Below are 26393 nucleotides of genomic sequence, written 5' to 3'. Positions count from 1 at the left end.
AAAGCACATCCGGCACAAGGATTCTGACCGGCAATCAGTTAGACGAAACCAGGAAACAGCTACCCTGCTCGCCAACTATCAAAAAATACTACTCATTTTAAATTAAGTACTATTCCTCCTGTTACATAATTCGAATAATCCCGTAGCCACTTACCAAAAGGATCGACAGCACGCTAATCCAGAAGAAGACGTCATAGGTTATAGAAGGCTTTAACACGACAGGCAACTCGCGGAAACGGAATACCAGTGAAACATATACGACCAGCAGCAGCAATACCGAAGTGGCTATGCCGCCGAGGATAACCATCATTACAGGAGCCTGGAAAAACAGGAATAGTATGCACCAGACCGCCGGCAGCACCCATGAAAGTATGCCGATGCTCTTTTTCTGCTCCTGCGGCGACCCAAACGGCATCCAGCCGATCTGACCAAATGCATCGGCCCACACACGTGCCCAACTGGCGGCGGCTGTAAACAATGTGGAATAAAGCACGAAGAATGCGCCGATCAGGAAGATATTCTTCGCCCAGGGGCCTAATGTTTCGGTAAAAATGCGGGAGAGCGTTTCGATCATTTGATAACCTTCCGGTACAGTGCCCCCGGAATGTAACACAGCTGCCCCAAGCAGATAAAATGCGGCAGTCACAATGGTATACACGATCATCGACATCACCGCATCGAGGTACATCACTTCGAACCAGCCCTTCGCGCGCTCGGACCATTCTTTCGATCCATCATTCGGCCCGGTATAAGCAGCGTAACCCTTTTCGATGCACCAGTAGTTGTAATACATGATTTCATCGCCGCCTACGCCCGTGATACCAAATGCACCGAATGCCGTTGCGACCAGCGCAGTCGGTAGCGAAAACCGTAAGCCGCTTTCAATCTGCGCCCAGTGGATGGCGTACTGCGTCCATTGGAGAGAAAACAGCGATATCAGAATCACGACCGTGAAAAGGACGATCATCACCAGCGAGCCTTTTTCGACCGGGCCGTAATTGCCTTTATAAACCCAAAAGGACGTGATCAGTACAGAAATAATTGCCCAGAAATTAACCGACACGAGCGGAAAAGCTATATTGAGGACAATACCGACACCGCCTACAATGCCGCCAACCTGTAATAGTTTTAATCCCTGTAATGATAACCACAACCAGATGCTCCAATGTGCCTTTCCGAGCCTGAGCCCGGGAAGGTTGTTGAAATTATGCATGATGAATGTGCCGGTGTAGATGGCATTCTTGCCAAATTCCAGTTGCAATGCAACTTTGGCGAGGCAGCTAAGGATGATCAGCCAAAACATGATGAACCCGGCTTTCGCGCCCAATGCCGTGGTGGCGATGAGCTCGCCGGAGCCTACGATAGCAGCGGAAAGGATAAAACCGGGACCGAGGTAGCGCAGTCTCCCTAAGAAAGTGGTGGGCGGGTTAAGGATTTTGGACATAAGGGGGAATTTATATCCAAAAGCTAAGAAGTGCCTTTGCTTACTTTTGTTGCCACGAAGGCACTAAGAAACACGAATGTCCTTCGTGCTCCTCAGTGCCTTCGTGGCTTTTACAGATTCCCAACAGCCTGGTGAATCTGCTTCACGGTATCGACGTAATTATGTTCGCTAGGCAATCCGAAAAGTGACTTTTCTTTGATCATCTGAGCCACATTCTCCGGCACGAGCTTTTCCCAGCCAGGCTCGCCGCGCTTGATCATTTCAAGCACGAGGTCGGTGGTGATGTGCATATGCTCGATGTTGTAGTTTTTAATATCCTCGATCTTGTCGTTTACGATCAGATACTGGAACAATGGCCGCAAATGATCCGGCACCCGGAAGTTTTCGCAGCTGTATACCGATCCGTCCGGCTGTAATGTCGGGTAAATATAAAGTTTAACCTTCCGGCTGAACAAGGTCGCAAACGATTCGAGAATCCCTCCTTGTAGGAACTGGTAATGTTTTTCTTCAAAAATATCTTGCAAATTCGGGCTTCCCAGGAGCAAACCGGATTTCAACTTGGTAAGCCGCGACAGGTAGGCCACGAGACGATAGTATTCGTGGTGGTTGGAGATCATCACCATATGCCCCAGCGAGCAGAGAATATCCACGCGGTCGAGAAAATCCTTTTCGTCAATATCCCGGTCTCCCGCTTTGAGATTATGCAGCGTCAGCTCCGAAATGAGCACGACTTTGGACTCGTCCACATCCTCTTCTGCCAAAAACTGGCGCTGGCCGTTGCTGATCAGGTCGATATGCACGTTCGTGATCGGGCGCAGGCGACCGCGCATCATGAGGATGTGCTTTTTGTACAACGCCTCGGAAGGTTGCAACACCCCGCCGTCGCTGCCGAACAATGCCGCATCCGTAAATCCGTTTTTTACAAGCCTCAGGCTCATCAGGCGGTTATCGACCTTCGCAAAATCAGGCCCGCTGAAACGGACCATATCGATTTCGATCCGGTCGATCGTCAGATCGTCCATGAGCGACATCAGCAGAATTTCCGGCGATTTATGGTAGTAATAGCAACCATAAATCAGGTTCACACCGATAATGCCCAGCGCCTGTTGCTGCAGGATATTCTCATCGTCGCGCATACGCACGTGGATCACGACGTAGTTTGTCGGGCCCATGGGCGTGAGCTGGAATTGCAGGCCGATCCAGCCGTGAGATTCGTTCGTTTTTTGGAAATTGAGGGCTACTACGGTATTCGCGAAGGCGAAAAATGTGCTGTCTACACCCCGTTTTTCCGAAAGCCGCTTTTCCACGAGGTTATATTCGCGGTTAAGCATTTTCATCAGGCGTGATTCTACCACATACCTTCCGCCTTCCTCTGTTCCATATATCGCGTCGCTGAACGTCATGTCGTAGGCCGACATGGTTTTGGCGATGGTTCCGGATGCACCGCCGGCTTTGAAAAAGTAAGCCGCCGTTTCCTGGCCCGCCCCGATTTCCGCAAACGATCCGTAGATCCGGCGGTCGAGGTTGATCCTTAGTGCTTTCTGTTTTGTACCAAGATTCTTTTCGTACATAACGGTATATTAGTATAATGAAGAAGCTTACATGTAAATATAAGAAAAATACAGTCGTGCATTAAGCCGAATTTCTGATCTTCTGGCAGCAGAATGGAAAAGTTATATAATTTATTTACTTACGGCACTTTGATGCAGGGTTTTGACAACCCCTATGCGAGGAAGCTCCGGTTGTCTTCAAACTATATAGGGAAAGGGCATTTCAACGGAAAACTATTCCGCGTGGAGTGGTATCCCGGGGCACTTTACGAGCCCGATGCGCCTACGATGGTTTACGGGGAGATTTATCATCTGAATGCCCCTGAAATACTTGAAGAGCTCGATGAATATGAAGACGTCCTGGAAAATGAGGAGGCGAGTTTGTATGTCCGGAAAGTTGTGCCTGTCAGGAATAGCCAGGAAATGGTCATTCCTTGTTGGGTGTATTTGTATAATAAACCGGTTTCTGATTTGCCTTTGATCGAGGATGGTTGTTTCAAAACTACGCCCTGAGACTTTCTCCGATAATGCGCAGGCCGTCCAATGTTAATTTTCTGTCAATTTCTGTAAACTCGTCGCGCAGGGTATCGATAATGGACGACAAGCCACCTGTCGCCACGGCAATGCATTCGCCGCCGAGCTCCGCACGGATACGGCCCAACAGCGATTTGACCAATCCTTCATAACCCAGCAAAATACCGGCCTGAATCGCCTCGACCGTATTTTTACCAATGGCCGAGGGTGGAAGCTGTAACGGCACTTCCGGTAGCTGAGCCGTATTGGCAAACAATGCTTTGACGGCCGTTACCAAGCCCGGCAGGATAGCGACCCCTAAGATTTTGCTTTCCTTTGAAACGGTAGTAAATGTCAATGCCGTCCCAAAATCGACGACCACACAATTCTCCTTGTAACGCGTTGAAACTGCCACGGCATTGGCGATCAGGTCCGCCCCGATTTCGTGCGGGTGATCGATTTCGATGGATAATGCAGGATAAATCTCCGGCCCAACGACAATTATATCCTCACCGAACAGCGCGCGAAGCATCCTCAATATCACGGGTGTCAGCGCGGGCACCACGCTGCTCAGCACCACTGTTTCTACATCGCCGAACCACAACCCTGCTTCCAGGAAATGCAGCCGCAGTTTCGATTCGTAATGTGCCTCGTTTTCCTGTACCAGCGAGCGCATCCGCCAGATGTGCTCCCAGTCACCCGAATCGTAAAGCCCGAAAACAGTATCGGTATTGCCAAGGTCGACGGCTAACAACATAAAAGAGAATTTACATGTGGGAGCAAATTAAAGGCATTCTTGAAATAAAACTTCATGATACGCCGCTTTTGCCTCCGTTTCTTTTTGATAATCTCTAATTTTAACCCCCGAAATAAAAACGAGTGCTTTCTGCTCATTCATATGTCTTTTTCTACCCGCCACGGACTTCTGATACTGCTTTTCTTAATACAATTTCTGAACCAGCCCGTTCAGGCCCAGGCTATTCCCGAATGGCAGGATCCGCAGGTCATCAGCATCAATACCGAAAAGCCCCGTGCCGATTTCTTCCCCTATCCAACCGAAAAAACGGCATTGGCGATGGACAAAAAAAGTCCGTTCGTGCAATCGCTGAACGGGACGTGGAAGTTCAAATGGGCGCAGCATCCGTCGAAAGCGCAACTGAATTTTTACGATCCTAAGATCTCCGATGCGAACTGGGACAATATCCCGGTACCGTCCAACTGGCAGGTCGTGGGCGCGCGTGAAGGCCGCAAATATGACCGCCCGATTTTCAGCAACATTAAACACCCATTCAAAGCCACACCGCCGCGCGTTACTGCCGACACCAATGCGGTGGGCATGTACCGTACCACGTTCATGGTTTCGGACGTGAAGGACAAGCAGGTGTTCCTGCATTTCGGTGGCGTACAGTCGGCCTGCTATGTATGGCTGAATGGCGTCGCGATCGGTTACCACGAGGATGGGATGACGCCATTTGAATTCGATGTGACCGAGGATGTAAAGGCAGGTGTCAATAATCTTGCAGTGGAAGTGATTAACTGGTCGGATGGCAGTTACCTGGAAGACCAGGATTACTGGCGGCTTTCAGGCATTTTCCGCGATGTTAATTTGCTGCTTTTACCCAAAGTGATGCTTACCGATTATTCCGTCAGGACGATTCCGGATGCCAATCACGAAAACGCCACCCTGAAACTGAATGCATATGTCAAAAACTACGGCCAGCAACCCATTCATGCGCATCAGGTACTTTTCACATTGTATGATGCTTCCAAATCGGTAGTAGCGACGCCCGTCAGCCAGATGGTCGGCACATTGGAAATGGGTAAAGAAGGCGCCGTGCGTACTGAAATGCCTGTCCCCAATCCCGCTAAATGGAGCGCGGAAACGCCGAATTTGTATACGCTGACAATCCAGCTGATGAACTCCGACGGAAAGGTCCTCGAAGCAACCAGCCAGCGCGTCGGTTTCAGGGACGTGAAGATCAAAGGAGGCCAATTGCTCGTCAACGGCAAGGCGGTAACCATCAAGGGCGTCAACCGACACGAATTCGACCCGGAAACGGGCCGCGTGATCAGTCGGGAGTCGATGATCAGGGACATTACCTTAATGAAGCAGCACAACATCAATGCCGTAAGAACCTCGCATTACCCCAATGCCTCCGAATGGTACGATTTGTGTGACCAATACGGCCTGTACGTGATGGACGAAGCCAATATTGAAAGTCATGAGTTGTGGAGCAAGAACATTATTCTCGCCGACAACCCACAATGGCGCTCAGCGTTTCTCGCCAGAGGCAACGCAATGGTCGAAAGGGATAAAAATCACCCGTCGGTAATCATCTGGTCGCTGGGCAACGAATCCGGAATGGGGCAGAATTTCGTGGATATGGGCGATTTCATCAAGCTTGCCGACCCTACCCGCCCCATTCATTACGAGGGACGCAAGGATTACAAGCCGACTACGCTTAGCAGTTTCGATATTATTTCGGTCATGTACCCATCCACACAGGATATGACCGAGCTTGTTAAAAAAGACAAAAACCGGCCGCTCATCGTCTGCGAGTACGCGCACGGAATGGGCAACAGCATTGGTAACCTGAAAGAATACTGGGACGTAATCGAAAAATACCCGACCATGCAAGGGGGCTTTATCTGGGACTGGGTAGACCAGGGCCTGAAACTGACACGCCCCGACGGCAGCACCTACTGGGATTATTTCAACTACCTGGATGGTGCCAATGCCGGCGACGGCCTCGTTAACCCCGATCGCACGCCCCAGCCTGAATTGAACGAGGTCAAGAAGGTTTATCAATATGTCAAATTCGAAATGCCGGATTCTCTTAAAGCCGGCGAAAAAACGCTTACACTGCATAATGCGTATGATTTCCAATCGCTCAATGCATTTGAACTCGTATGGTCGGTGACCGAAAACGGCAAGGCAATTGGCAAAGGTGGAAGTATTACCAATTTGAATGCGCTACCCCACCAGAAACAGCAGATTACGATTCCTTTTGAACTCCCTGCTTCAGCAAAACCCAATGCAGCCTATTTTCTGAACCTTAGTCTGAGATTGAAAGAAGCGACACTGTGGGCCCCGAAAGGGCACGAGGTTGCCTGGCATCAGGTGGCGGTGGTAAAACCGGCTGCTCCGCGGCCAAATCTCAGCCTGTACAGCGAACGCCCCCTCCGCATTGCGCAGATAACAGCCGCCCGCGTGCAAATTTCAGGTCAGGACTTCACAGTAGTTTTCGACAAAAACGAAGGCCGTATGATTTCCTTTAAAAACAAAAAGGAAGAAATGCTTGAAACCGGCCCTTATGCCAATTTCTGGCGGGTGCCGACCGACAATGACGAAGGCGGCCGTGCAAAAAGCTATGCTGCACAATGGCGCGACTTCGGCCTAGATACCCTGGAACGCGTTTCCTCGGAAATGAAAACACAGCGGCTGACAGCACAGATCTACAAGGTGACGCTCAACCAGACATTGAAGCAACCAAAAGGCGAAATAAATGTGCAATCCGTGTATATGGTTTTTGCTTCGGGCGACATTCATGTACAAAATACATTTACACCCACCGGCGAATGGCCACCGCTTGCCAAAATCGGAATGCAGCTAAGCATGCCTGCGACATTTACCAAAACGCAATGGTACGGAAACGGACCGCACGAGACTTATGCCGATCGAAAAACGAGCGGAAAGGTAGGCATCTACGCGGGAACCGTTGCCGAGCAGCATTTTCCATACATTGCCCCGCAGGAAAACGGGAACAAAACAGGCGTCCGCTGGGCCACTGTTACCAATGCAGCAGGTATCGGCCTGCTCGTCCTGAGCGATACCGCATTCAATTTCAACGTCCACGATTATACGGACAAAGACCTGCTCGCTGCCAAACGCCGCGCTGCGGTATTGAACCGTGGGACTTCCACCGTCGTCAATATCGACCTCGCACAAATGGGCCTGGGTGGCGACGACAGCTGGTCGCCCCGCGTACATGGCGCGTACCTCCTGCCCGCGAAGACGTATGCATACGCATACCGGCTACGCCCGATCGAAAACACGTCGAATATCGAGCAAATAGCCGCCGTGCGCCTGCCTTATGTGGATCAGAAGGAAACAAATGAAACTGTGGCGATTACCGAAACGTCTGCAACAGCCGACGAAGCGACGGCCGATGAAGAGGAAGAGGAAGAAGTAGCCGCTTCGCCCGTCCGCAAAACGACGGTAAGGAAAGCACCTGCGAAGAAAAAGGTTGTCCGTAAAAGAAAGCCTTCACGCCGGCGCCGCAGGAGATAATGAAAAAGACTTGGCAAGTTCAAGAAAGGCTTACCAAGTCTGTAATACCCCACAGTTTAAAAAAAGATCTGCGGTCCTGCGTTCCGGCGTTCCGGCGTTCCGGCAGCTTGCAGAATGTTGCCGGAGCGCAGGAACGCCGGAACGCAGGTCTTTATCATTTTTTATACGGAGCCAATGTATAGAGCGTATTCACTTTGATGACCTGCGCGATTTTCACGAAAACTACACTGGGTACTTCAATCTTGTGATCGACCAGCGCTACCTCGAAGTCGGAACTGATCGTGATCTTACCACCCTCAATCTTCATCCTCCCCTTGATCGTCCGATCCTTGGTAACGCCGTGAACCGTGAATTTCCCGGTGGCCGACACATCGTAATTCCCATCTTTGGTATAATCCGGCGCCTTATCGACCTTGCCCGAAAACGTAGCCGTCGGGTATTTCTCCGATTCGATATAGTTTTCGTTGAAATGCTCCTGCATCAGCTTGTTAGGAAAGGAAAACTCCCGCATGTTCATCCGGATAGCGATCTCGTTGTTAGCCGTGTTCAGGATCACCTGCGACTTTTTATTCTCCGCTTCGATATTTTCCAAAGGAGTCGACGCCGAGAACTTCGTATTGCCGCCGGAAGTGGCGAACATTTGCGCAAAAGCGGTCCCGGAAAGCAAAGCGATACTGAACATGGCCAGGCAGGCCACGCGAAAAAAATGCAGTTTCATAGTTTGGATCAGTTTGGCTGCTTCTTATTCTTCTTGTCAAAGCTGAATGTACGGGAAATATTGAACCCGTAATGGATATCTCCTTTACCCCAGCTGCCGGTGGTTTCGCCGATAAACTGTTTCTCGATCATACCCAAGGAATTGGTAAAGTGCAGTTGGAAAACGTGCCCGCCGGTTTCGATATCGACGCCGAACGACATGGAATCGTGGTAAGGGGCGGTCAAAGTATTCTTCTCGCGGGCGGTATAGAAATACTCTCCATTCAGCGACACCCGCTTCGAGAGCTTGAAACGGCCTCCAATACCTACCGCCAGCACAATTTTCTCATCTCCCGTCACGTCGGGCATCGTGCGGTACAGGTAAGTGGGCGACAATTGGAGTGATAACCGCTCCCCGAATTTCCGCGCGATGAGCACTTGTCCGGTGTAATACAGCTTGTCCTGAAACTCCCGTTCCTTATCCACCGTAGCCACGCCCGTTCCACCGAATAATGTGATTGAAACCGGGATATTCCGTGCGCCGGTGCTTTGTTTCAGCACTTTGTATTTGGCAAAAAAATCATACACTTTCTGCGAGGTGCTGCGGCCAACCCCGATCTCAAGATCGTCCATAAGCCCATATTCGAAACCGAGCCGCATGGTAGCCTGGTCGAGTCCGAAGAACTGGTAAGCGCCCGAATTCAGTTTGCCGAAACGGTGCGAAATGCGGAAATCGAGGTGCTTCTTTTTCATCGTTTCCACCGACTGGCCATTCACCACCCGGGTCGATTTGAAAGTAGCAGTTACGGGAACGGTTTGTGCGCTGTCCTGTTTCGACAGCTCGTTCAGCAAGTCATCCTGTGCATATAAAACTGTCGACGAACATGTCAACATCACGAGTAGGCGGAGTACTTTCATAATCGATTCAGATTAAGCTTTCACGGTTAAAGTGTTGCCGTCAGCGGAAACGGTTACTGTATACGTTTTGAGCGCAGTTGTTGCTGGGCCATTTGTCACTGCTCCACCAATGCTGAATGTGGAACCATGGCTTTGGCAGAAAACATCGTTGGATGACGACCTGTATTGGACCGGGTTCCCCTCATGCGTACAAATTTTGCTCAAAGCAATATAACTGCCGGCGGTCGTTTTGGCTACAAGGACGTCCCCCGTAATGATGTAATTACCGTCGGTTTTTAACTTAGAGTTGTTCGAATTAGCCATATCAACCGTAAAATTGATGCCGGAGCCGGTTGTTGTGCCTGATATTCCCGAACCTGTTCCAGGGTTTGGATTTGGGTTAGGATCTGGATCATCGTCCTTGGATCCGCAGGCCGTCATAGTGGTGCCGAGACAATAGAATGCCATTAACGTTGAGGTACTCAACCCGAGGCTTTTAAGGAATTCACCTCTTTTCATGCTTCCTTTTTCAATTGAGTTCATAGTAATAAAAATTAATTAGTAGATATAATTCAAAAAATAATGTGGGCATAGTGCTCACTTGAAAACAGGGGTGTAGCGCACCGATAGCCAAAGGCCTGTGGTGATGAGGTTCACTTTTCCGTACCCGACGCGTTTGAGCGGCATACGGATCGACGGCTCGGCGAGAAGCGAAAGTTTACGGGAAATTCTGTATTCATAGCCGGCTGAAACGTTGGCATGACTGAACAGGTACCAGCCCGTATTACCTTTCCAGCCCGGCCATTTTTCGGCATTAGGATCATTCGGGTCTTTGTAATAATATTTGTACTTCTCGCTATTCATGTGGTAGGATGAAAACCCGCCCGTCGCAAACCACCGTGAACGCTCGCCCGACGCGATATCATATCGTACATTCAGTGGTATTTCCAGTACTTTGCAGACACCGTCTATCCCGCTCAACTTCAATGGAGGATAGTAGCCGTGCTTCGGCAACTGGTAAGCCTCCGCCGACGCAGAATAATCTTTTCTACTCCAAACGGCGCCACTTTGCAAATACAACCTGGGCAAAACTGAATACTCTACCAGCAGTGAAACCGAGGTTCCCGGCTTGGAAAAATTCTTCAACCCTACTGTACTCAGATCCGGTGAGTACCCAAACCGGACTGCCCAAAGCGGCTGATCCTCCGCCGATAGCGACGATCGCTTAGGCGGCGCTGGGGGTTCTGCAAGCTCATACACGGGTTCGGAAATCCCGGGCAATGCCAATGCATTCCATTTCAACGCCTTGCCGTTTAGTTCAGACGCAAAAATCAATGTGCGGGCCGGCTCATCGGCCTTCGTTAACAATTCACTTGCGGCAGCCTGCTGGTCGGCTCTATGCGGCGGAGAAATCTCCCGGCCCAACGCTTTCGTACCGTTGTCGCCCGCATTCGCATCGCTTTTCAAAGAAAGAGCCCCGTCGCCTCCTTCCACTTTTGAGCGGTTAGGCTCTAAGTACACTCCGCCTGCCTTAGATCGGCTCCGGGGCAATGTTTTACTGCCTTTACCAACGGCAGCATTCAATTCTGATTTTGAGGAAGATTTACCAGCTTCTTTCTCACTGGTTTTCAGTTTGTTCCTATTAATATCTTTTTTGTTGCTAGCGACAACTTTATTCCCATTATCTACAAGCCTATTTCCATTAGCAACACTCGCATTCTCCTTCCTAGTACCCTCAGCCCCCTCCCGGGACCGTTCTGAGTCGGCAACACCTGGCTCTCTGACAATATCTGACCCATCACGCTTCACCCCTCTCTCATTTCCTCCCTCCTCCTTTTCACCGTTATTTGCCTCTTTTCTGGCAACTCCTGACGTTTCGTTCCTCTCTACTCCATTCTCCTCACTCCCGGCAACTCCCAACTTCTCCTTCCTCCCTTCTCCCTTTCCTCGATTCTCCCCTTCAACGGAGTAAAGCAAAATCCCCGCCGGGATCAGCAGCGCCAGTACGCCCAGCGGCCACCATTTCCTCCACCATCCGGCCGGAGTTCTCCCGTCCTGCTGGTCGAGTCGTTTCCGCAGGTCATTCCAGTCATCGGGTTCGTATGTCGGATCAAGCTCTTCTGATGACTTTCTGAAGAGCTTGTCCAGTTCGTCATCTGGCAACTCTATCATAGTCGTCAATATTTATCTTGGATAACATTTCTCTCAACTTTTCCCTTGCACGCGACAAATTGGATTTTGAGGCCCCAACCGAAATACTCAGTTGTTCTGCAATTTCTTCGTGTGTGTAACCGTCAATGACCGATAAACTGAATACCAGCCGGTAAGCCGGTGTCAGGCGCTGGATCAGTCCGACCAACTCGTCGTGGGAAAGCTTGCTGATAACCGTTTCATCGACGGACACCTGTTCCGCCACTTCCACGTCGTCAAAAACATCTCTGCGAACTTCCTGTCTGTAATGATCGAGGGCTGTATTAATCATGATTCTGCTCAACCAGGTTTTAAATGGTCGGTTTGCATCGAAACTGTCCAGTTTCGTAAAGACCTTCAAGAATCCATCGTTGAGTATTTCTTTCGCCTCTTCCCTGCTACGTGTATAGCGTAAACAAATGCTCATAGCATAGCCGTAAAACTGTTTATACAACAGCTCCTGACTGCGGCGGTTTTTCTTTAAACAGCCGTCGAGTAGTTCTTGAAGAACGGCGGAGTTATACTCGGGCATGCTATTTGCTTTTTTGGACTTATACGTAGAATCGAAAAGCAGGGTTGCCTGGGGGTTGAAAGTTTTTTACAACATTTTTTACACCTGCAAAAACGCACATGATCCGTTTATTGAAAATTTATGAATTTTTCGTCACAATCGCACTTAAACTTGGCGGCAATGCCCTGCCTGAGCGGCCCTACCCGGGTGAGCCTGCCCGGGGTGCTTTGAATTATTGCTTACTTTTGCAGGCTAACTATCCATGTTTACCAAATCCGGATTAATTCACTTCCGGTTGTACCTGATCAGCTATAATGGCCAACGATGTAAAATCTCCATTTGCAGTAAAAAAGATCAAGTGGGAGGGCCTGAAAATTACGCTTCACCTGCTGCGCTACCTACGCCCCTACCGCATGACGTTCGCGGCGGGGATGCTGTTCCTTGCATTATCGACGGGCACATCGCTCGCATTTCCGAAACTCGTAGGAAGCATTATCGAGGTAATCGAGGGTAAATCCCGGTTCACGATTAACCAGATCACGCTCCTGCTTTTCCTGGTCCTGCTTGGTCAGGCGATATTTTCCTTTTTCAGGATCTATCTTTTTTCCAAAGTCAGTGAAAAGGCTGTCAACAATATCCGGCTGGATGTTTTCAGCAAGATCATCACATTACCAGTCCCGTTTCTGGAAGAGCGCCGGGTAGGCGAGCTTACGAGCCGCATTACTTCCGATGTTTCGCAACTCGCCGGATTACTGTCGTTTACACTTGCAGAACTCTTCCGGCAATCGGCAACGCTGATCGTCGGCATGTCCATTTTGTTTTATACTTCCTGGAAACTGACGCTTTTCATGCTCGCAACGATCCCCGTACTGGGGGTTGCTTCGGTATTCTTCGGACGACATACGCGCAGGCTCTCGCGCAAGGCGCAGGACCAGCTGGCCGCAGCTAATGTGGTCGTGGAGGAAACCTTGCAGTCGGTTAATGTCGTGAAGGCATTTACCAATGAACCGCTGGAAATCAACCGTTACCGGACAATCCTCGGACGTGTCGTCGATCTCACATTGTATGCCGCCCGGTTCCGCGGTGGTTTCGCCTCTTTTATCATTTTTGCGATGTTCGGGGGGATTGTCGGGGTAATCTGGTACGGAGCGGCGTTGGTACAGGCGGGCGAATTCGGGCTATCCGACCTCTTTACATTTATTCTTTATACCACCTTTATAGGGGCGTCGATCAGCGGAATGGGCGATTTGTATGCGCAGATCAACCGGACGGTGGGTGCTTCTGAACGTATATTCGAGATTTTGGAAGAAACCTCGGAAGTTTCCGTGGACGATGCACAAAATGCGGTAACAAGCAATATCCAGGGCCATGTGACCTACCAGGATGTACATTTCGCTTATCCTTCACGTGCTGACCTTCCGGTGCTCAAAGGGGTGTCGCTGGACGTGCAGGCGGGCGAAAAGATTGCATTGGTAGGATACAGCGGTGCCGGCAAGTCGACCATCGTGCAGCTCCTGATGCGGTTTTATGAGTATCAGTCCGGCGAAATTCTCGTCGACGGCAAGCCTGTGAAGGAATACGGCATTTCAGCATTGAGGAAAAATATCGCGATCGTACCGCAGGAAGTCATGCTTTTTGGCGGGACGATCTACGAAAACATCGCCTACGGAAAGCCCTCGGCATCGCGGGAAGCCATTGTGGATGCAGCAAGGCGTGCCCATGCGCTGGAATTTATCGAATCCTTCCCCGAAGGTTTTGAAACCATCGTCGGCGAAAGGGGCATCAAGCTTTCCGGAGGGCAGAGACAACGTGTTGCTATTGCCCGGGCCATTTTAAAAGACCCCAAAATCCTTATTCTCGATGAAGCAACGAGCTCGCTTGATGCCGAATCTGAAAAACTGGTGCAAATTGCCCTGGACGAATTAATGAAAAACCGCACGACGATCGTCATCGCCCACCGGCTGGCCACTATCCGGAAGGTCGATATGATTTATGTCCTGCGCGAAGGCAGGATCGCCGAGTCAGGCACCCATCAGGCATTAAGCACCATCCCCGACGGTGTGTATGCCAATCTTATCAAACTTCAATTTGAAACCGCAGAAAACCTTTCATGATAAACGCCGAGCCAAACAAACCCGCGTCACGAACATTCTTTCAGACAGAAAAAGAAAAAGCGACTGCTGCGGAACAACAGGAGCATGAGCGGTTTAAAAACATCGCATTCATGCGGTTGGGCACATTCACAGGAATGGTTATACTAGCCTTTCTTTGGAACAAAACCGGAATGGGCTACTGGGGTATCGGCATTCTCACGTTGCTGGTGGCATTCCTGATTTTAATGCGAAAGCAGCAGCAGGCGCGCATTAACCGCAACTTCCAGCGAAACCTCATCGCCATTAACGAAGACGAATTGGCCCGCCTCGATCTGCGGTTCAAAAGACCGGATACCGGCGCAGAATTCCGTGAAAAAGACCATAACTACTCCGACGACCTGGACATTTTCGGAGAATACTCTCTTTTCAAACTCCTCAACCGTACCCACACGGCAGAAGGTAGCCGCCGGCTGGCCAACTGGCTCAAAAACCCGGCAGATGCACCCGAGGTAACCCTCCGGCAAGCAGCCGCCAGCGATTTCAGCCAACATCCCGCGCTCATCCAGGGCTGGGAGGCGACAGCATTGCTGCACGAACATGCCGCCAAACATGTCGGCGAATTCCAGGCATGGGTTGCCGAAACATTCGCTGCGCCGCTGCGGAACACCTTACCTTGGCGCTGGTATCCGCTAATAACCCTGGTTATCGCAGTGCTGTATTTCACAGGCATCGTCCCGGGTATTACCGTGTTGGCAAGCCTTGCTATTCATCTTTTCATATTGAGCCGCTATGCCGAATATGTAAAAGTACTCGCCAACAGTACGACTTCCATGGGACGAACGTTGACGGCCTATGCTGAATTACTGAAAAAAGCGGAATCCGCACCTTATCAAGCCGCCTGGTGGCAATCGCGGAAAAAGCGGATCTCTGGCTCTTCGGCAGCGCTGGCGACGGCTGGTAACCTGTTCGAAAAGCTGGATTACCGCAACAACCCTTATTTTGCCATTTTTGTCGGCATTCCGACCCTTTGGGATTTGCACATTCTGAATGGCCTTGAAAACTGGAAGACCGCGCATCATGACCACCTTACCAACTGGCTCGACGTGCTGGCCGATACCGAGGCAATGAACAGCTTGGCCGGCCATACTTTTGCCAATCCGGATCACACTGTCCCGGAGGTAAGAGACAGCTCCGAAGTCACGATTCTCGCGAACGGCCTCGGGCATCCGCTTATTCCCGCGTCAAAACGGATCAGCAACAATTTCGCCATGCAGGGCACCGGCAAGACAATCCTCGTGACCGGCTCGAATATGTCGGGAAAAAGCACCTTTTTAAGAACAATTGGTCTGAACCTCGTGCTCGCGCAAATGGGTGCGGTCGTGAGCGCAGGAGCGTTCACCTGCACGCCTCTGCGTGTGTTCAGCAGCATGCGTACCCAGGACTCGCTGGAAGAAAGCACTTCATCGTTCTATGCAGAACTCAAAAGGTTACGAAAACTGCTGATGCTGGCCGATGAGCAGCACCAGGCACCGGTTTTCTATCTTCTGGACGAGATATTGAAAGGAACCAATTCAGCAGACCGGCACCGCGGCGCGGAAGCGCTTATCCGCCAGTTGCATACCAAAAAGGCCTCCGGCATGGTTTCCACCCACGACCTCGAACTCGGTGAATGGGGCGCGACGGAAGATTACATCCACAACTTTCATTTCCGATCGGATGTGGAAAACGGACAGCTGCATTTCGACTACCGGCTCCACGAAGGCATCTGCCGGAGTTTCAACGCGTCGGAACTGATGCGGATGATGGGCATTGCTATCGACCCCGACAAATCCCCGCTTGCACACTGATACCGGGCATTTGTACGGTTGTTTGGGGATTTGCGTAACTTTACTGTTTACATTTACGTTTAAAATACTATCCGGTAGCGGAGATCGAACTTTTTTTGATTAACAATTAACCCGTAACGATTACAAAACCTGAATGGAATTACAGAAAGCATTAGAAATATTGATCATGGCAGGGCAGCTTATTCTGGGCCTGTCAATCCTGGTGGGGTTGCATGAGTGGGGGCATATGGCCGCCGCGAAATTGTTCGGTATGAGGGTTGAAAAGTACTTTATTGGCTTTCCTCCAAAAATTTTTAGTTTTCAGAAAGGTGAAACAGAATATGGTATAGGCGCTATCCCGCTTGGTGGATTTGTGAAAATTTCCGGGATGATCGACGAATCGATGGACACGGAAGCCATGAGCAAGGAGCCGCAACCGTGGGAATTCCGCTCGAAGCCGGCCTGGCAACGATTAATCGTGATGCTTGGCGGTATTATCGTGAACGTAATCGTCGGTATTATCATCTTCATCGCCATTGCCTATCATGACGGAAAGGAATTCCTTTCGATCGACGAGGTTAACAAAAATGGTATTGTAGCGGGCGAGCTTGCCCAGGAACTGGGCCTTAAAACAGGCGACAAAGTGATCCGTGTCAACGGCAAGCCATTCAAAGATTATAACGAACTGCTCAGCTCCGACGTTTTCCTCGGCAGCAACAGTTCCTATACGGTAAACCGCAACGGCCAGGAAATCCTGATCGAAATCCCTAACAACTTCATCGAAAGGCTTTCCGATCCGGAAGAGAAACGCAATTTCATTCTGCCCTTGCAGCCGTTCAAGATCGGCGAGCTGATCCCGGGAATGCCGGCAGAAGAAGCAGGCCTGCAACCAGGCGACAAAGTCGTATCGATCAATGGCAAGCCTATTCACTTCTTCCATGAATTACAGGCGCAGCTTGAAACACTTGCCGGCAAGCAAACAGCGCTCGTGGTGCAACGCGGCGCGCAACAGAAAACGCTGAATGTAACAGTAACGGAAGACGGAACGCTGGGCTTCTATCCGGAGATCCTGCTTAATTTCACCTCTGTGAAGTATACTTTCGGCGAAGCGGTAGCCATTGGTACGGAAAATGCCTTCGGAGTCGTGTACAACAATATCAAAGGTTTCGGTAAAATATTCCGGGGCGAAGTATCCGCTTCCAAAGCGCTGAGCGGCCCGATCGGGATCGCACGTTTGTTTGGTGGCGTTTGGGACTGGGGCCGTTTCTGGTCGCTTACCGGCTTGCTTTCGATGGTACTCGCATTCATGAATGCCCTTCCTATTCCGGCACTGGATGGCGGTCATGCGGTGATCCTTTCCTACGAAATCATCTCAGGTCGCAAGCCTTCGGATAAATTCCTTGAAAATGCCCAGAAAGTAGGTATGGTACTCCTATTGGGCCTGATGGCATTCGCCATTTTCAACGACGTATGGAAAGTGGTATTTTAATGAAAGGGAGGAAGGAGGAAAGGGAAGAAAGGGAGGAAGGAAAAAGCATTCTTTTCTTTCCTTTCTCCCTTTCTTCCATCCTCCTCCTCCTCCTTTCCCCCCTAATACTCCTAACGTCATTCATACCGAAACACGACTACCACGTTTCGGTTACACAAATGCAATACAATCCGACCGCCCGGTCGTATGAGGTTAGTATCCGGATATTTACCGACGACCTCGAAAAAGCATTGTCTCTAAGCCACTCCAAACAACGTTTTGTAATCAAGGACAATGATCAAAATGATCGCTTCGTTGAAGAATACATTCGTAAATCATTTGTTTTGACAGATAGTCAGAAAAAAAATCCCCCTATCAAATATGTGGGAAAAGAACAGGAGACGGATGCGACGTGGGTTTATCTCGAAATCCCTTTTCAGGGCTCTTTGAACGGCTGCAGGCTTTTGAACGTTACGCTCATGGAAGTTTTTGACGATCAGGTCAATATGACAAACGTCAAATTCCAATCCGAAAAAAAGACGCTTTTATTTAAAAAAGGACAGACTTCTCACCTGCTGTAATTAGTTTGTGACCGCTCATAAAAATGCATGACACAATGTGTAGTGGCACGGCTATTTTGTTTTATAATGCCTTTCTTTTGAAAGTCATTATTTATATATTGGGAAAAGATTATCTGTCAATTTGACAGAATGCCTATGAAATTTGAACCTTCTGATCTATATAGCCGGCTGCTGATGTCCGACTCGGACATGGATAGCCTTGAAATCGTTCCTCTTGGTGGCCCCGACGGCTCTGACGAGCCTTTTGAACTTCCCAATGAATTAGCAATACTCCCGATCAGGCAAACAGTGCTCTTTCCCGGAATGGTAATTCCAGTAACGGTCGTGCGCCAGAAAGCCATCCGGCTTGTTAAAAAGATATACCGTAATTCCGATATCAATCAGCGTATTCTCGGTGCCGTCACACAGGCTATTCCCAACAAGGAAGACCCCACGGCCGAAGATCTTTACAACATCGGTACCGTCGCACAAATCCTGAAAATGATCACTTTGCCCGATGGCAATGTTACGATTATCGTTCAGGGACGCCAGCGTTTTGAGATCAAAGCCATTGTAAATGAAGAACCTTATCTGACCGCCGAAGTCCGGCCGATCGAGGATTCATTTGTAGGACCTACCAAAAAGGAGGCAAAAGCTTTGCTGCAATCACTTCGCGACGGTGCGCACAAGATCATGCGCCTGAACCCGGAAATTCCCCAGGAAGCACGCATTGCGCTGGATAATATCGAAAGCCCGATCTTTCTGATCCATTTCCTGTCATCGAATATCAATGTAGAGATTGCCGACAAACAGAAGTTGCTGGAAGAGCGTAATGGGCACAAACAAGCCACGCTTTTGCTGCAATACATGATGCGCGAGATCGAAATGCTGGAATTGAAACGGGAAATCCAGACGAAAGCCAGCTCGGATATCGACCAACAGCAACGTGACTATTTCCTTCGCCAGCAAATTAAAGTTTTGCATGACGAGCTTGGAATGGACAGCCCCGAACGTGATCTCGACGAAATCCGCCTGAAAGCCAGCCAGAAAAAATGGACGGAGCAGGTGAAAGGCCACTTTGAAAAAGAGCTGACCAAACTGCAGCGTATTAACCCAATGGCCCCCGAATATCCGGTAACGATGAATTACCTGGAAACGCTGGTGGACTTGCCGTGGGGCCAATATACCAAAGACAATTTCGATTTGGTAAGGGCACAAAAAATCCTTGATACCGACCATTTCGGCCTCGAAAAAGTAAAAGAGCGCATTATCGAATACCTGGCGGTGCTGAAATTGAAAGGTAACCTGAAAGCACCGATCCTGTGCCTCTATGGCCCTCCGGGTGTGGGTAAAACCTCGCTGGGCAAATCCATTGCAAAGGCATTGAACCGCGAATACATCCGTATGGCGCTCGGCGGCGTCCACGACGAAGCCGAAATCCGCGGGCACCGGAAGACTTACATCGGCGCGATGCCGGGCAAGATCATTCAGAATATCAAAAAAGCAGGTTCTGCCAACCCGGTATTCATCCTCGACGAAATCGATAAGGTAAGCTCCGATTACCGCGGCGACCCTTCCTCGGCATTGCTGGAAGTACTCGATCCGGAGCAGAACTCGTCATTCACCGATAACTACCTCGAAGTAGAATACGACCTTTCGAAAGTCCTTTTCGTAGCCACTGCCAACTCGCTCGATACCATTCACCCCGCATTGCGCGACCGGATGGAAATCATTGAAATGACCGGCTATACGATCGAAGAGAAATTGCAGATCGCCAAACGTTACCTCGTTCCGAAACAACGCAAAGACCACGGGCTGAAAGCAACCGACGTGAAAATCGACGACGCGGCATTGCTGAAGGTAATCGAAGGCTACACCCGCGAATCAGGCGTGCGTAACCTTGAACAGAAAGTGGGCACTGTGATCCGCAAAATCGCGAAATCGGTAGCGATGGAACAGGATTATCCTAAGACCGTCAAAGCAGAGCAGGTAGAGAAATACCTGGGTGCGGAGATTTTTGATAAGGACCTGTATCAGGACAACGACTTTGCCGGAGTGGTAACCGGCCTTGCGTGGACATCGGTAGGGGGCGAAATCCTCTTCATCGAAACAAGCCTCAGCCGTGGCAAGGGTGGTTTGACGCTATCGGGCCAGCTGGGCGATGTAATGAAAGAATCGGCCGTCGCGGCATTATCGTACCTTAAAGCCAATGCGGATAGATTGGGTATCGATTACCGTATTTTTAACCATTACGACCTCCATGTACACGTGCCCGCGGGCGCGGTGCCTAAGGACGGCCCAAGTGCGGGTGTGACGATGGTCACTTCCATGGCGTCGATATTTACCCAACGCCGGGTAAGACCATTTCTCGCAATGACCGGTGAAATCACATTGCGCGGAAAAGTACTTCCCGTAGGTGGTGTGAAAGAAAAGATCCTTGCCGCCCGCCGCGCGGGTGTGAGGGAGATCATCCTTTGCGTGAAAAACCGTAAGGATGTGGAAGAAGTACCGGCCAACTACATCAAAGACCTGACCTTCCATTATGTGGATCAGATCGACGAAGTGCTGGGTATCGCACTCCTTCCCGAAAAAGTGAATAATCCGACAAGTTTCGTTTTCCCCGAAGAAAAGAAAGAAAGAGAGGAAAGCGGATTTGCTACGATGACTGTTTAGGTCAGACTAATAAAATATACGAAAGAGGTGCCAGAAAGGCGCCTCTTTTTGTTTAGGGGTTATACTTTCCAAACGCCGTCATACTGTCAAACCTTTTTATCTACCGAAAAATGTCGTTACCGCAGCTTTCCTCCCAACTGCTCGACCAGCAGCCCGGACTTCTTCCCGATCACCGCAAACTTCTTGCATTGCCTGAAAAAATCATTCAGTTCGGCACGGGTGTGCTGTTGCGCGGCTTGCCCGATTATTTCGTAAACAAAGCTAATGCACAGGGCATTTTCAACGGCCGGATCGTCGTCGTGAAATCGACCAGCACGGGAGGAACAGATGCGTTTTCGGAACAGCAGAATATTTTCTCCCATAGCATTCGTGGCATCGAAAACGGCCGGCAGATAGACGAAACCGTCATCAACACCAGTATCAGCCGCACATTGGCAGCATCCAGCGATTGGGCCGATATCCTCGAATGCGCCCATAATTCGCAGCTTAATATTGTTATTTCAAATACTACGGAAGTCGGCATCCAGCTTGTCGACGACGATATTTTTGCCAATCCGCCTATATCCTTTCCCGGCAAACTGACGGCCTATCTGTTCGAACGCTTTCAAGCATTCAACGGCGCACCGGAATCAGGGATGGTGATCGTTCCTACGGAGCTGATCGTCGGCAATGGTCCCAAACTGAAAGCCATTGTACTCGAACAGGCACGCCGGCACGACCTGGGCGAGCCTTTTATCGACTGGCTCGAAAAGCATAACCATTTTTGCAGCTCGCTGGTAGACCGCATTGTTCCCGGCAAGCCGGATGCGGAAACCGTGGAGGCGCTTTCCGAAAAGCAAGGCTTTCGCGACGATCTGCTGATCGTTTCCGAGGTTTACCGCCTGTGGGCTATCGAAGGTGGCCGGCACGTGCGCGACGTACTGAACTTTGCGCAAGCCGACAAAGGCGTCGTGATTGAACCCAATATCGACCTCTTCCGCGAATTGAAACTGAGACTGCTGAACGGCACCCACACGCTGGCCTCAGGGCTTTCTTTCCTGCATGGGCTTGATACCGTCCGCGAAGCCATGGAGAATGCCGACACGGCCCAATTTATCGCTGATGTCATGTTGAAGGAACTGGCACCTGCGATACCTTACGACGTAGATCCTGCCCAGGCACAGGAATTCGGAGGCCAGGTACTCGACCGTTTCCGGAATCCGTTTATCCGCCACCAACTGATCGACATTACCGTACAATACACGGCCAAGATGAAAATGCGTAACATCCCGACGCTTCTGAACCATTATCAGCAATCCGAAGAAGTACCCGCGTTATTTGCCAAAGGATTTGCGGCATTTCTGAGATTCATGAAGCCTGTGATGCATAAAGACAATGCCTATTACGGAGAACGCGATGGCCAGCCTTATTCGATCCGCTGCGATTCTGCGGCTTACTTTGACGACAAATGGAAGAATGCTGCTTCGCCGGTCGATCTGGCTCAGCAGGTTTTGAGTGATGTGTCGGTTTGGGATACTGACCTTACATTACTGCCGGGTTTTGCGGACGCTGTGAAAGGCTACATGACCGAACCAGTCGCTACGGGGACTTCCACGCTTTAAGCTGATTATAGAGCTCGGTAGCCGAGATCTCGTCGGAACTGAAATAGATCACATCCTTTCCTGTTTTGATCAGCAGGTAAGGATGTGATTTTTTATTGATATACAATTTGACGTTCCTGCCGTCATCGGTCCTGAATGTGCCCTTGGAGAATTCCCCCCCTGCAAAACCATTGGCCCTGCTGGCAATGTCGGGCAAGCTGTCGGTGACGCTGAAACTGACCACCTCATCACGGGTGACCCTCATTCCATAAACACCCGTGATTTCAAGCTCGCGGGCGGTAAGGAAAATCTGGCTGTTTTTCATACTTACAAAAAACATGGAGCCGACGCCCACGCCCACCACAACCAAAATGGCCATTACAATGTAAGTAGCGGAGCGTTGACCGCTGGTGCCGCGGTAGAACTTGCTTCCCTTCGCGACCATATACACATAGGCGAGCAATGGATACAATACCATGAAAACGGTTGCCCAGTTGCCATTAAAGCGGTTGAGTATCCAGAAACCTATGAAGAGGCTGACGCCGAGGAAAATGTGAAAGCGGTTGAAAAAACGCAGGTAGGAGACGATATCGATCTTCGCGCGGTCGGATTCCGACATCATATTATACCCCGAAAGCAGGTATTTCGCATTGCCGGGCGTCACACAAAAACCCAGCAAGACAAAGGTCACAGAAAGAATGATAGCGGCGGTAAGCATAATTTTGTCAGGGCTAATTGCCTTATAAGTTACAAAATTATACCGAAGAAGTGCCAAATCGTTTCAGGCGGATGAACGCTAAATCCATCCGCCTGCGGGATTTTCCTGAGTTGATCAGCTATTCGCTCTGAACTCCTTCACAAGCGCAATGCTTTCCGCAACTTTCTGCTCGATCCAGGGATAGTTCCCTTCTGCTACCACATCCTTAGGAAAGAGATTTGAGCCTAAACCCACTGCATATGCACCCGCACCGAACCATTCGTTAATGCTTTCTTTGGTAGGTTGCACACCGCCGGTTACCATGATCTTCACCTTTGGCATAGGCCCGCGTATCGCGCGCACGAATGCGGAGCCTACTACCTCGCCCGGAAACAGTTTTACTACTTCGGCGCCTGCTTGCTGCGCATTGTAGATTTCAGTCAGAGTAGAAACGCCCGGGATCCAGGGGATACCAGCTTTCACACAGGCCTGGCCCACTGCCGGATTTAAGCATGGCGTCACAATGAAATCTGTGCCCGCATCGATAAACTTTTGCGCGGTTTCCGCATCATAAATGGTGCCGATGCCCAGCGACAGGCCTGGCAGGCTTTCCTTTACATAAGCCAAAAGCTCTGTAAATACATTATAAGCATTATCGCCGCGGTTCGTAAACTCAAATGCGCGCGCGCCTCCGCGGTATGCCGCATTGATCACCTCTTTGGCAATTTCGATATCGGCATGGTAGAACAGTGGCACAATGCCGACCTCGTTCAATAATACTAGTGTTGTTTCTTTATCCATGATTGTTGGCCAGATTACTAGCGTTTGATTCTTCCCGAAGTCTCCCCCTGACGAATGGCTTCCACCTCGGCGACCGTCGAGATCAATGCGTCACCTTCGATGGTATGTTTTAATGCGGATGCCGCTACCCCGAATTCCAGCGCCTTCTGCTGGTCGTCGAATGTAATTAAGCCGTGAATAAGCCCTGCGATGAAAGCATCGCCGCCGCCTACGCGGTCGATGATCGGGTTGATTTCGATATCTTCCGTTTCCAGCAGCTCTTTGCCGTTCCACAGAAACGCCCTCAGCAGGTTATGCGACGCGCTGATCGATGTCCGTTTGGTATCCACCACGGTTTTCACCTGCGGGAAAGCCTTCTGTAAATTGACGCAGGATTCGACAAAATCGTTTCCGTCAATGTCAAAAATCTCCTTGATATTAATGCTGTTGGCAATGACAACGTCGGTTCCGGCCGTCAGTTCGGGAAGGATATCGGATGGTTTCTTGCCGTATTTCCACAGATTGGCACGGTAGAAGATGTCGCCGGAAACGGTAATGTTGCGCTTGCGGGCGGCTTTAATGCCGTCGAGCAATGCGTCTGCCGCTTCCTGCGATAATGCAGGGGTAATGCCCGCCCAGTGAAACCATTTGGCATCTTTCAGGATATTATCCCAATCCAGTTCCTTCGGATCGATTGTCGCCAGGGATGAATTGGCACGGTCGTACACGATCTGGCTGCCGCGCATCGCAGCGCCGGTTTCGAGGAAATAGACGGCCATTCTCGGACCACCAAAAATGATGTGGGACGTATCAACGCCATGAAAATGCAGGTACTGAGCCGCAGCGCGTCCGATAGGCGAGTCAGGGAAGCGGGTAACATGCGCCGTGCTGTGTCCCCAATAGGCCAGGGCTGTCGAAACATTTGCTTCGCCACCGGCATAAGTTACATTCAATTGACGGGCTTGTTCAAAACGGGAAAAACCAGGAGTGGAAAGCCGCATAAGGACTTCCCCAAAGGATACTATCTGAGCCATATTTTAAACTATTGCCCGTTTGCCAAAGAATGAACTCCCTGACGGGCCATTGAAAAATGATTACGAGCCAAAATTAAGTATTAACATTAAAATAGCCCACAACAAAATGTCTGGGCTATTCAATTATGAGTGTATTTAAATTCGGGTTTTACTCAAAAACCAAAATATTTGTTGGCGTTGTTGTAGCTGATTCCTTCCACCATCTTTCCCAGCCACTGAATGTCGTTAGGCAACTCGCCGTTTTCAACGTCCTGACCAATGAGGTTACACAGAATGCGGCGGAAATATTCATGGCGCGGGTACGAAAGGAAGCTTCGTGAATCGGTGAGCATACCTACGAACCGGCTCAAAAGGCCCATATTCGAAAGCGCATTCATTTGCCGCTCCATACCATCCTTCTGATCGAGGAACCACCAGCCCGAACCGAATTGCATTTTACCTGCAACAGTGCCGTCATTATAATTCCCGGTCATCGTAGCCAACACCTCATTATCAGCCGGATTGAGGTTATACAAAATCGTTTTTGCCAGCTGGTCGGTCGAATCGAGTTTGTTCAAAAACTTCGAAAGCGCCTGTGCCTGGCTGTAATCGCCAATCGAATCCCATCCGGTGTCGGGGCCAAGCTCGCGGAGCATACGTTCGTTGTTATTACGCAGCGCGCCCAGGTGGAACTGCTGCGTCCAGCCTTTGGCATGGTCCATCTTAGCCATATCATACAAGAGCACCGATTTGAACGCCAGTGCCTGACTTGCGGAAGCTCTCTCGCCTCTCAATGCAGCCGCAAATGCCTCTCGGGCCGCATTTTCATCAAATTCTGCATAAATATGCTCCAAACCATGATCCGACAGCCGCCCTCCCATCGACGCGAAGAAATCGTGACGGTTCTGCAATGCAGCCAGCAACGCTTCGTAAGAGGTAATTTCGCCAACGCCGGATGCCTGCGAAAGTTTAGCCAGATATTGTTTAAAATCGTCGGGCGAATCGATTAGCAGCATTGCCTTATCCGGCCGGAATGTCGGCAGGACACGGATATCGAAACCGCTGTCACTGATCGCGCTGTGGTAATTGAGAGAGTCCGTCGGATCATCCGTCGTGCAGATCACCTTTACATTCATACGGTTAAGCAGGCTCTTCACCGAGTAATCGGGTTGGCGCAGCTTGGCCGAACATTCTTCGTAAATCTCGCGGGCCGTATGTTTATTTAACAGTATATCAATGTTGAAGTAACGGAGCAGTTCGAGGTGCGTCCAGTGGTAAAGCGGGTTCCGCATGGTATAAGGTACCGTAGCCGCCCATTGTTCGAACTTCTCCCAATCGCTCGCGTCACCGGTGCAATACCTTTCATTAATGCCATTCGCGCGCATGGCCCGCCACTTGTAATGATCGCCGTAAAGCCAGATCTGCGTCAGGTTTTCAAACTGCTTGTCTTCCGCGATCTGATCGGGAGGAAGATGGCAGTGGTAGTCGATGATCGGCATTTCCTTCGCATAATCATGGTAAAGGATACGCGCGGTTTCCGAACGGAGGAGGAAATCTTCGGAAATGAAGGTCTTTTGTACTGCGGTGCTAATCGTTTCCATTCTTTTTCGT

At 50.1% G+C, this 26393-nt stretch carries 20 protein-coding genes; 8 read left to right on the top strand and 12 right to left on the bottom strand.

Annotated elements, in window-relative coordinates:
* Positions 1-121: 121 nt before the first annotated feature.
* A complete protein-coding gene (locus AAHB90_RS09615) occupies positions 122-1444 on the bottom strand; it encodes an Nramp family divalent metal transporter (protein ID WP_342084723.1) in 1323 nt (440 codons plus the stop codon).
* 110 nt (positions 1445-1554) lie between these two features.
* Positions 1555-3015 carry a TonB-dependent receptor gene (locus AAHB90_RS09610; protein ID WP_342084722.1) on the bottom strand — a complete coding sequence of 487 codons (1461 nt, stop codon included), beginning with the start codon at positions 3013-3015 and terminating at the stop codon, positions 1555-1557.
* A gap of 93 nt (positions 3016-3108) precedes the next feature.
* Between AAHB90_RS09610 and AAHB90_RS09605 the strand changes: the two genes are divergently transcribed.
* Positions 3109-3507, top strand: coding sequence for a gamma-glutamylcyclotransferase family protein (locus AAHB90_RS09605; protein ID WP_342084721.1), 399 nt, complete (start codon positions 3109-3111; stop codon positions 3505-3507).
* Here AAHB90_RS09605 and AAHB90_RS09600 read toward each other — a convergent pair.
* Positions 3497-4264 (bottom strand): type III pantothenate kinase, encoded by a 768-nt coding sequence (locus tag AAHB90_RS09600; protein ID WP_342084720.1) that lies wholly within the window; start codon positions 4262-4264, stop codon positions 3497-3499. The genes AAHB90_RS09605 and AAHB90_RS09600 overlap by 11 nt on opposite strands.
* 141 nt (positions 4265-4405) lie before the next feature.
* Between AAHB90_RS09600 and AAHB90_RS09595 the strand changes: the two genes are divergently transcribed.
* On the top strand, positions 4406-7798 hold the full coding sequence (locus AAHB90_RS09595; protein ID WP_342084719.1) for a glycoside hydrolase family 2 TIM barrel-domain containing protein: 3393 nt from the start codon (positions 4406-4408) through the stop codon (positions 7796-7798).
* A 154-nt stretch (positions 7799-7952) separates the two neighbouring features.
* Here the strand turns inward: AAHB90_RS09595 and AAHB90_RS09590 are convergent, their stop codons facing one another.
* From AAHB90_RS09590 to AAHB90_RS09570, 5 genes are read right to left on the bottom strand one after another with little or no spacing between them, the layout of a single operon-like run.
* Positions 7953-8516, bottom strand: coding sequence for a YceI family protein (locus AAHB90_RS09590; protein ID WP_342084718.1), 564 nt, complete (start codon positions 8514-8516; stop codon positions 7953-7955).
* 8 nt (positions 8517-8524) lie between these two features.
* Positions 8525-9412: a DUF5777 family beta-barrel protein gene (locus tag AAHB90_RS09585; RefSeq protein WP_342084716.1), complete on the bottom strand. Its 888-nt coding sequence runs from the start codon at positions 9410-9412 to the stop codon at positions 8525-8527.
* A gap of 12 nt (positions 9413-9424) precedes the next feature.
* Complete coding sequence (locus tag AAHB90_RS09580) at positions 9425-9934, bottom strand: QcrA and Rieske domain-containing protein (RefSeq protein ID WP_342084715.1); 510 nt, start codon at positions 9932-9934, stop codon at positions 9425-9427.
* A 54-nt stretch (positions 9935-9988) separates the two neighbouring features.
* A complete protein-coding gene (locus AAHB90_RS09575) occupies positions 9989-11563 on the bottom strand; it encodes a hypothetical protein (protein ID WP_342084713.1) in 1575 nt (524 codons plus the stop codon).
* Entirely contained in the window at positions 11544-12113 is a 570-nt protein-coding gene (locus AAHB90_RS09570; RefSeq protein ID WP_342084712.1) for an RNA polymerase sigma factor, read from the bottom strand. The genes AAHB90_RS09575 and AAHB90_RS09570 overlap by 20 nt, the downstream gene beginning before the upstream one ends.
* A gap of 293 nt (positions 12114-12406) precedes the next feature.
* On the opposite strand from AAHB90_RS09570, the gene AAHB90_RS09565 reads away from it, so the two are divergent.
* The 6 genes from AAHB90_RS09565 to AAHB90_RS09540 all read left to right on the top strand — a co-directional run bounded on the left by AAHB90_RS09565 (position 12407) and on the right by AAHB90_RS09540 (position 22313).
* A complete protein-coding gene (locus AAHB90_RS09565) occupies positions 12407-14206 on the top strand; it encodes an ABC transporter ATP-binding protein (RefSeq protein ID WP_342084711.1) in 1800 nt (599 codons plus the stop codon).
* Positions 14203-16032 (top strand): MutS-related protein, encoded by a 1830-nt coding sequence (locus tag AAHB90_RS09560; RefSeq protein ID WP_342084710.1) that lies wholly within the window; start codon positions 14203-14205, stop codon positions 16030-16032. Before AAHB90_RS09565 ends, AAHB90_RS09560 begins: the two co-directional genes overlap by 4 nt.
* A gap of 133 nt (positions 16033-16165) precedes the next feature.
* Complete coding sequence (gene rseP, locus AAHB90_RS09555; protein WP_342084708.1) at positions 16166-17500, top strand: RIP metalloprotease RseP; 1335 nt, start codon at positions 16166-16168, stop codon at positions 17498-17500.
* Positions 17500-18060, top strand: coding sequence for a DUF6702 family protein (locus AAHB90_RS09550; protein WP_342084707.1), 561 nt, complete (start codon positions 17500-17502; stop codon positions 18058-18060). Before rseP ends, AAHB90_RS09550 begins: the two co-directional genes overlap by 1 nt.
* A 135-nt stretch (positions 18061-18195) precedes the next feature.
* Entirely contained in the window at positions 18196-20712 is a 2517-nt protein-coding gene (gene lon / locus AAHB90_RS09545; RefSeq protein WP_342084706.1) for an endopeptidase La, read from the top strand.
* A 110-nt stretch (positions 20713-20822) separates the two neighbouring features.
* Positions 20823-22313 (top strand): tagaturonate reductase, encoded by a 1491-nt coding sequence (locus AAHB90_RS09540; protein ID WP_342084705.1) that lies wholly within the window; start codon positions 20823-20825, stop codon positions 22311-22313.
* On the opposite strand, the gene AAHB90_RS09535 is transcribed toward AAHB90_RS09540, so the two are convergent.
* The 4 genes from AAHB90_RS09535 to uxaC all read right to left on the bottom strand — a co-directional run bounded on the left by AAHB90_RS09535 (position 22291) and on the right by uxaC (position 26383).
* Positions 22291-23010 carry a DUF3784 domain-containing protein gene (locus AAHB90_RS09535; RefSeq protein ID WP_342084703.1) on the bottom strand — a complete coding sequence of 240 codons (720 nt, stop codon included), beginning with the start codon at positions 23008-23010 and terminating at the stop codon, positions 22291-22293. The genes AAHB90_RS09540 and AAHB90_RS09535 overlap by 23 nt on opposite strands.
* Before the next feature lie 114 nt (positions 23011-23124).
* Positions 23125-23790 (bottom strand): bifunctional 4-hydroxy-2-oxoglutarate aldolase/2-dehydro-3-deoxy-phosphogluconate aldolase, encoded by a 666-nt coding sequence (locus tag AAHB90_RS09530; RefSeq protein WP_342084702.1) that lies wholly within the window; start codon positions 23788-23790, stop codon positions 23125-23127.
* A gap of 17 nt (positions 23791-23807) precedes the next feature.
* A complete protein-coding gene (locus AAHB90_RS09525) occupies positions 23808-24803 on the bottom strand; it encodes a sugar kinase (RefSeq protein WP_342084701.1) in 996 nt (331 codons plus the stop codon).
* Positions 24804-24955: 152 nt separating this feature from the next.
* Positions 24956-26383, bottom strand: coding sequence for a glucuronate isomerase (gene uxaC, locus AAHB90_RS09520; RefSeq protein WP_342084699.1), 1428 nt, complete (start codon positions 26381-26383; stop codon positions 24956-24958).
* Positions 26384-26393: the final 10 nt, after the last annotated feature.

Origin of the sequence: Dyadobacter sp. OTU695 (assembly GCF_038440355.1) — a bacterium.
Lineage (GTDB): Bacteria > Bacteroidota > Bacteroidia > Cytophagales > Spirosomataceae > Dyadobacter.
The sequence above is the reverse complement of the archived record's forward strand: the minus strand, read 5'-3'. Positions and strand labels throughout refer to the sequence as shown.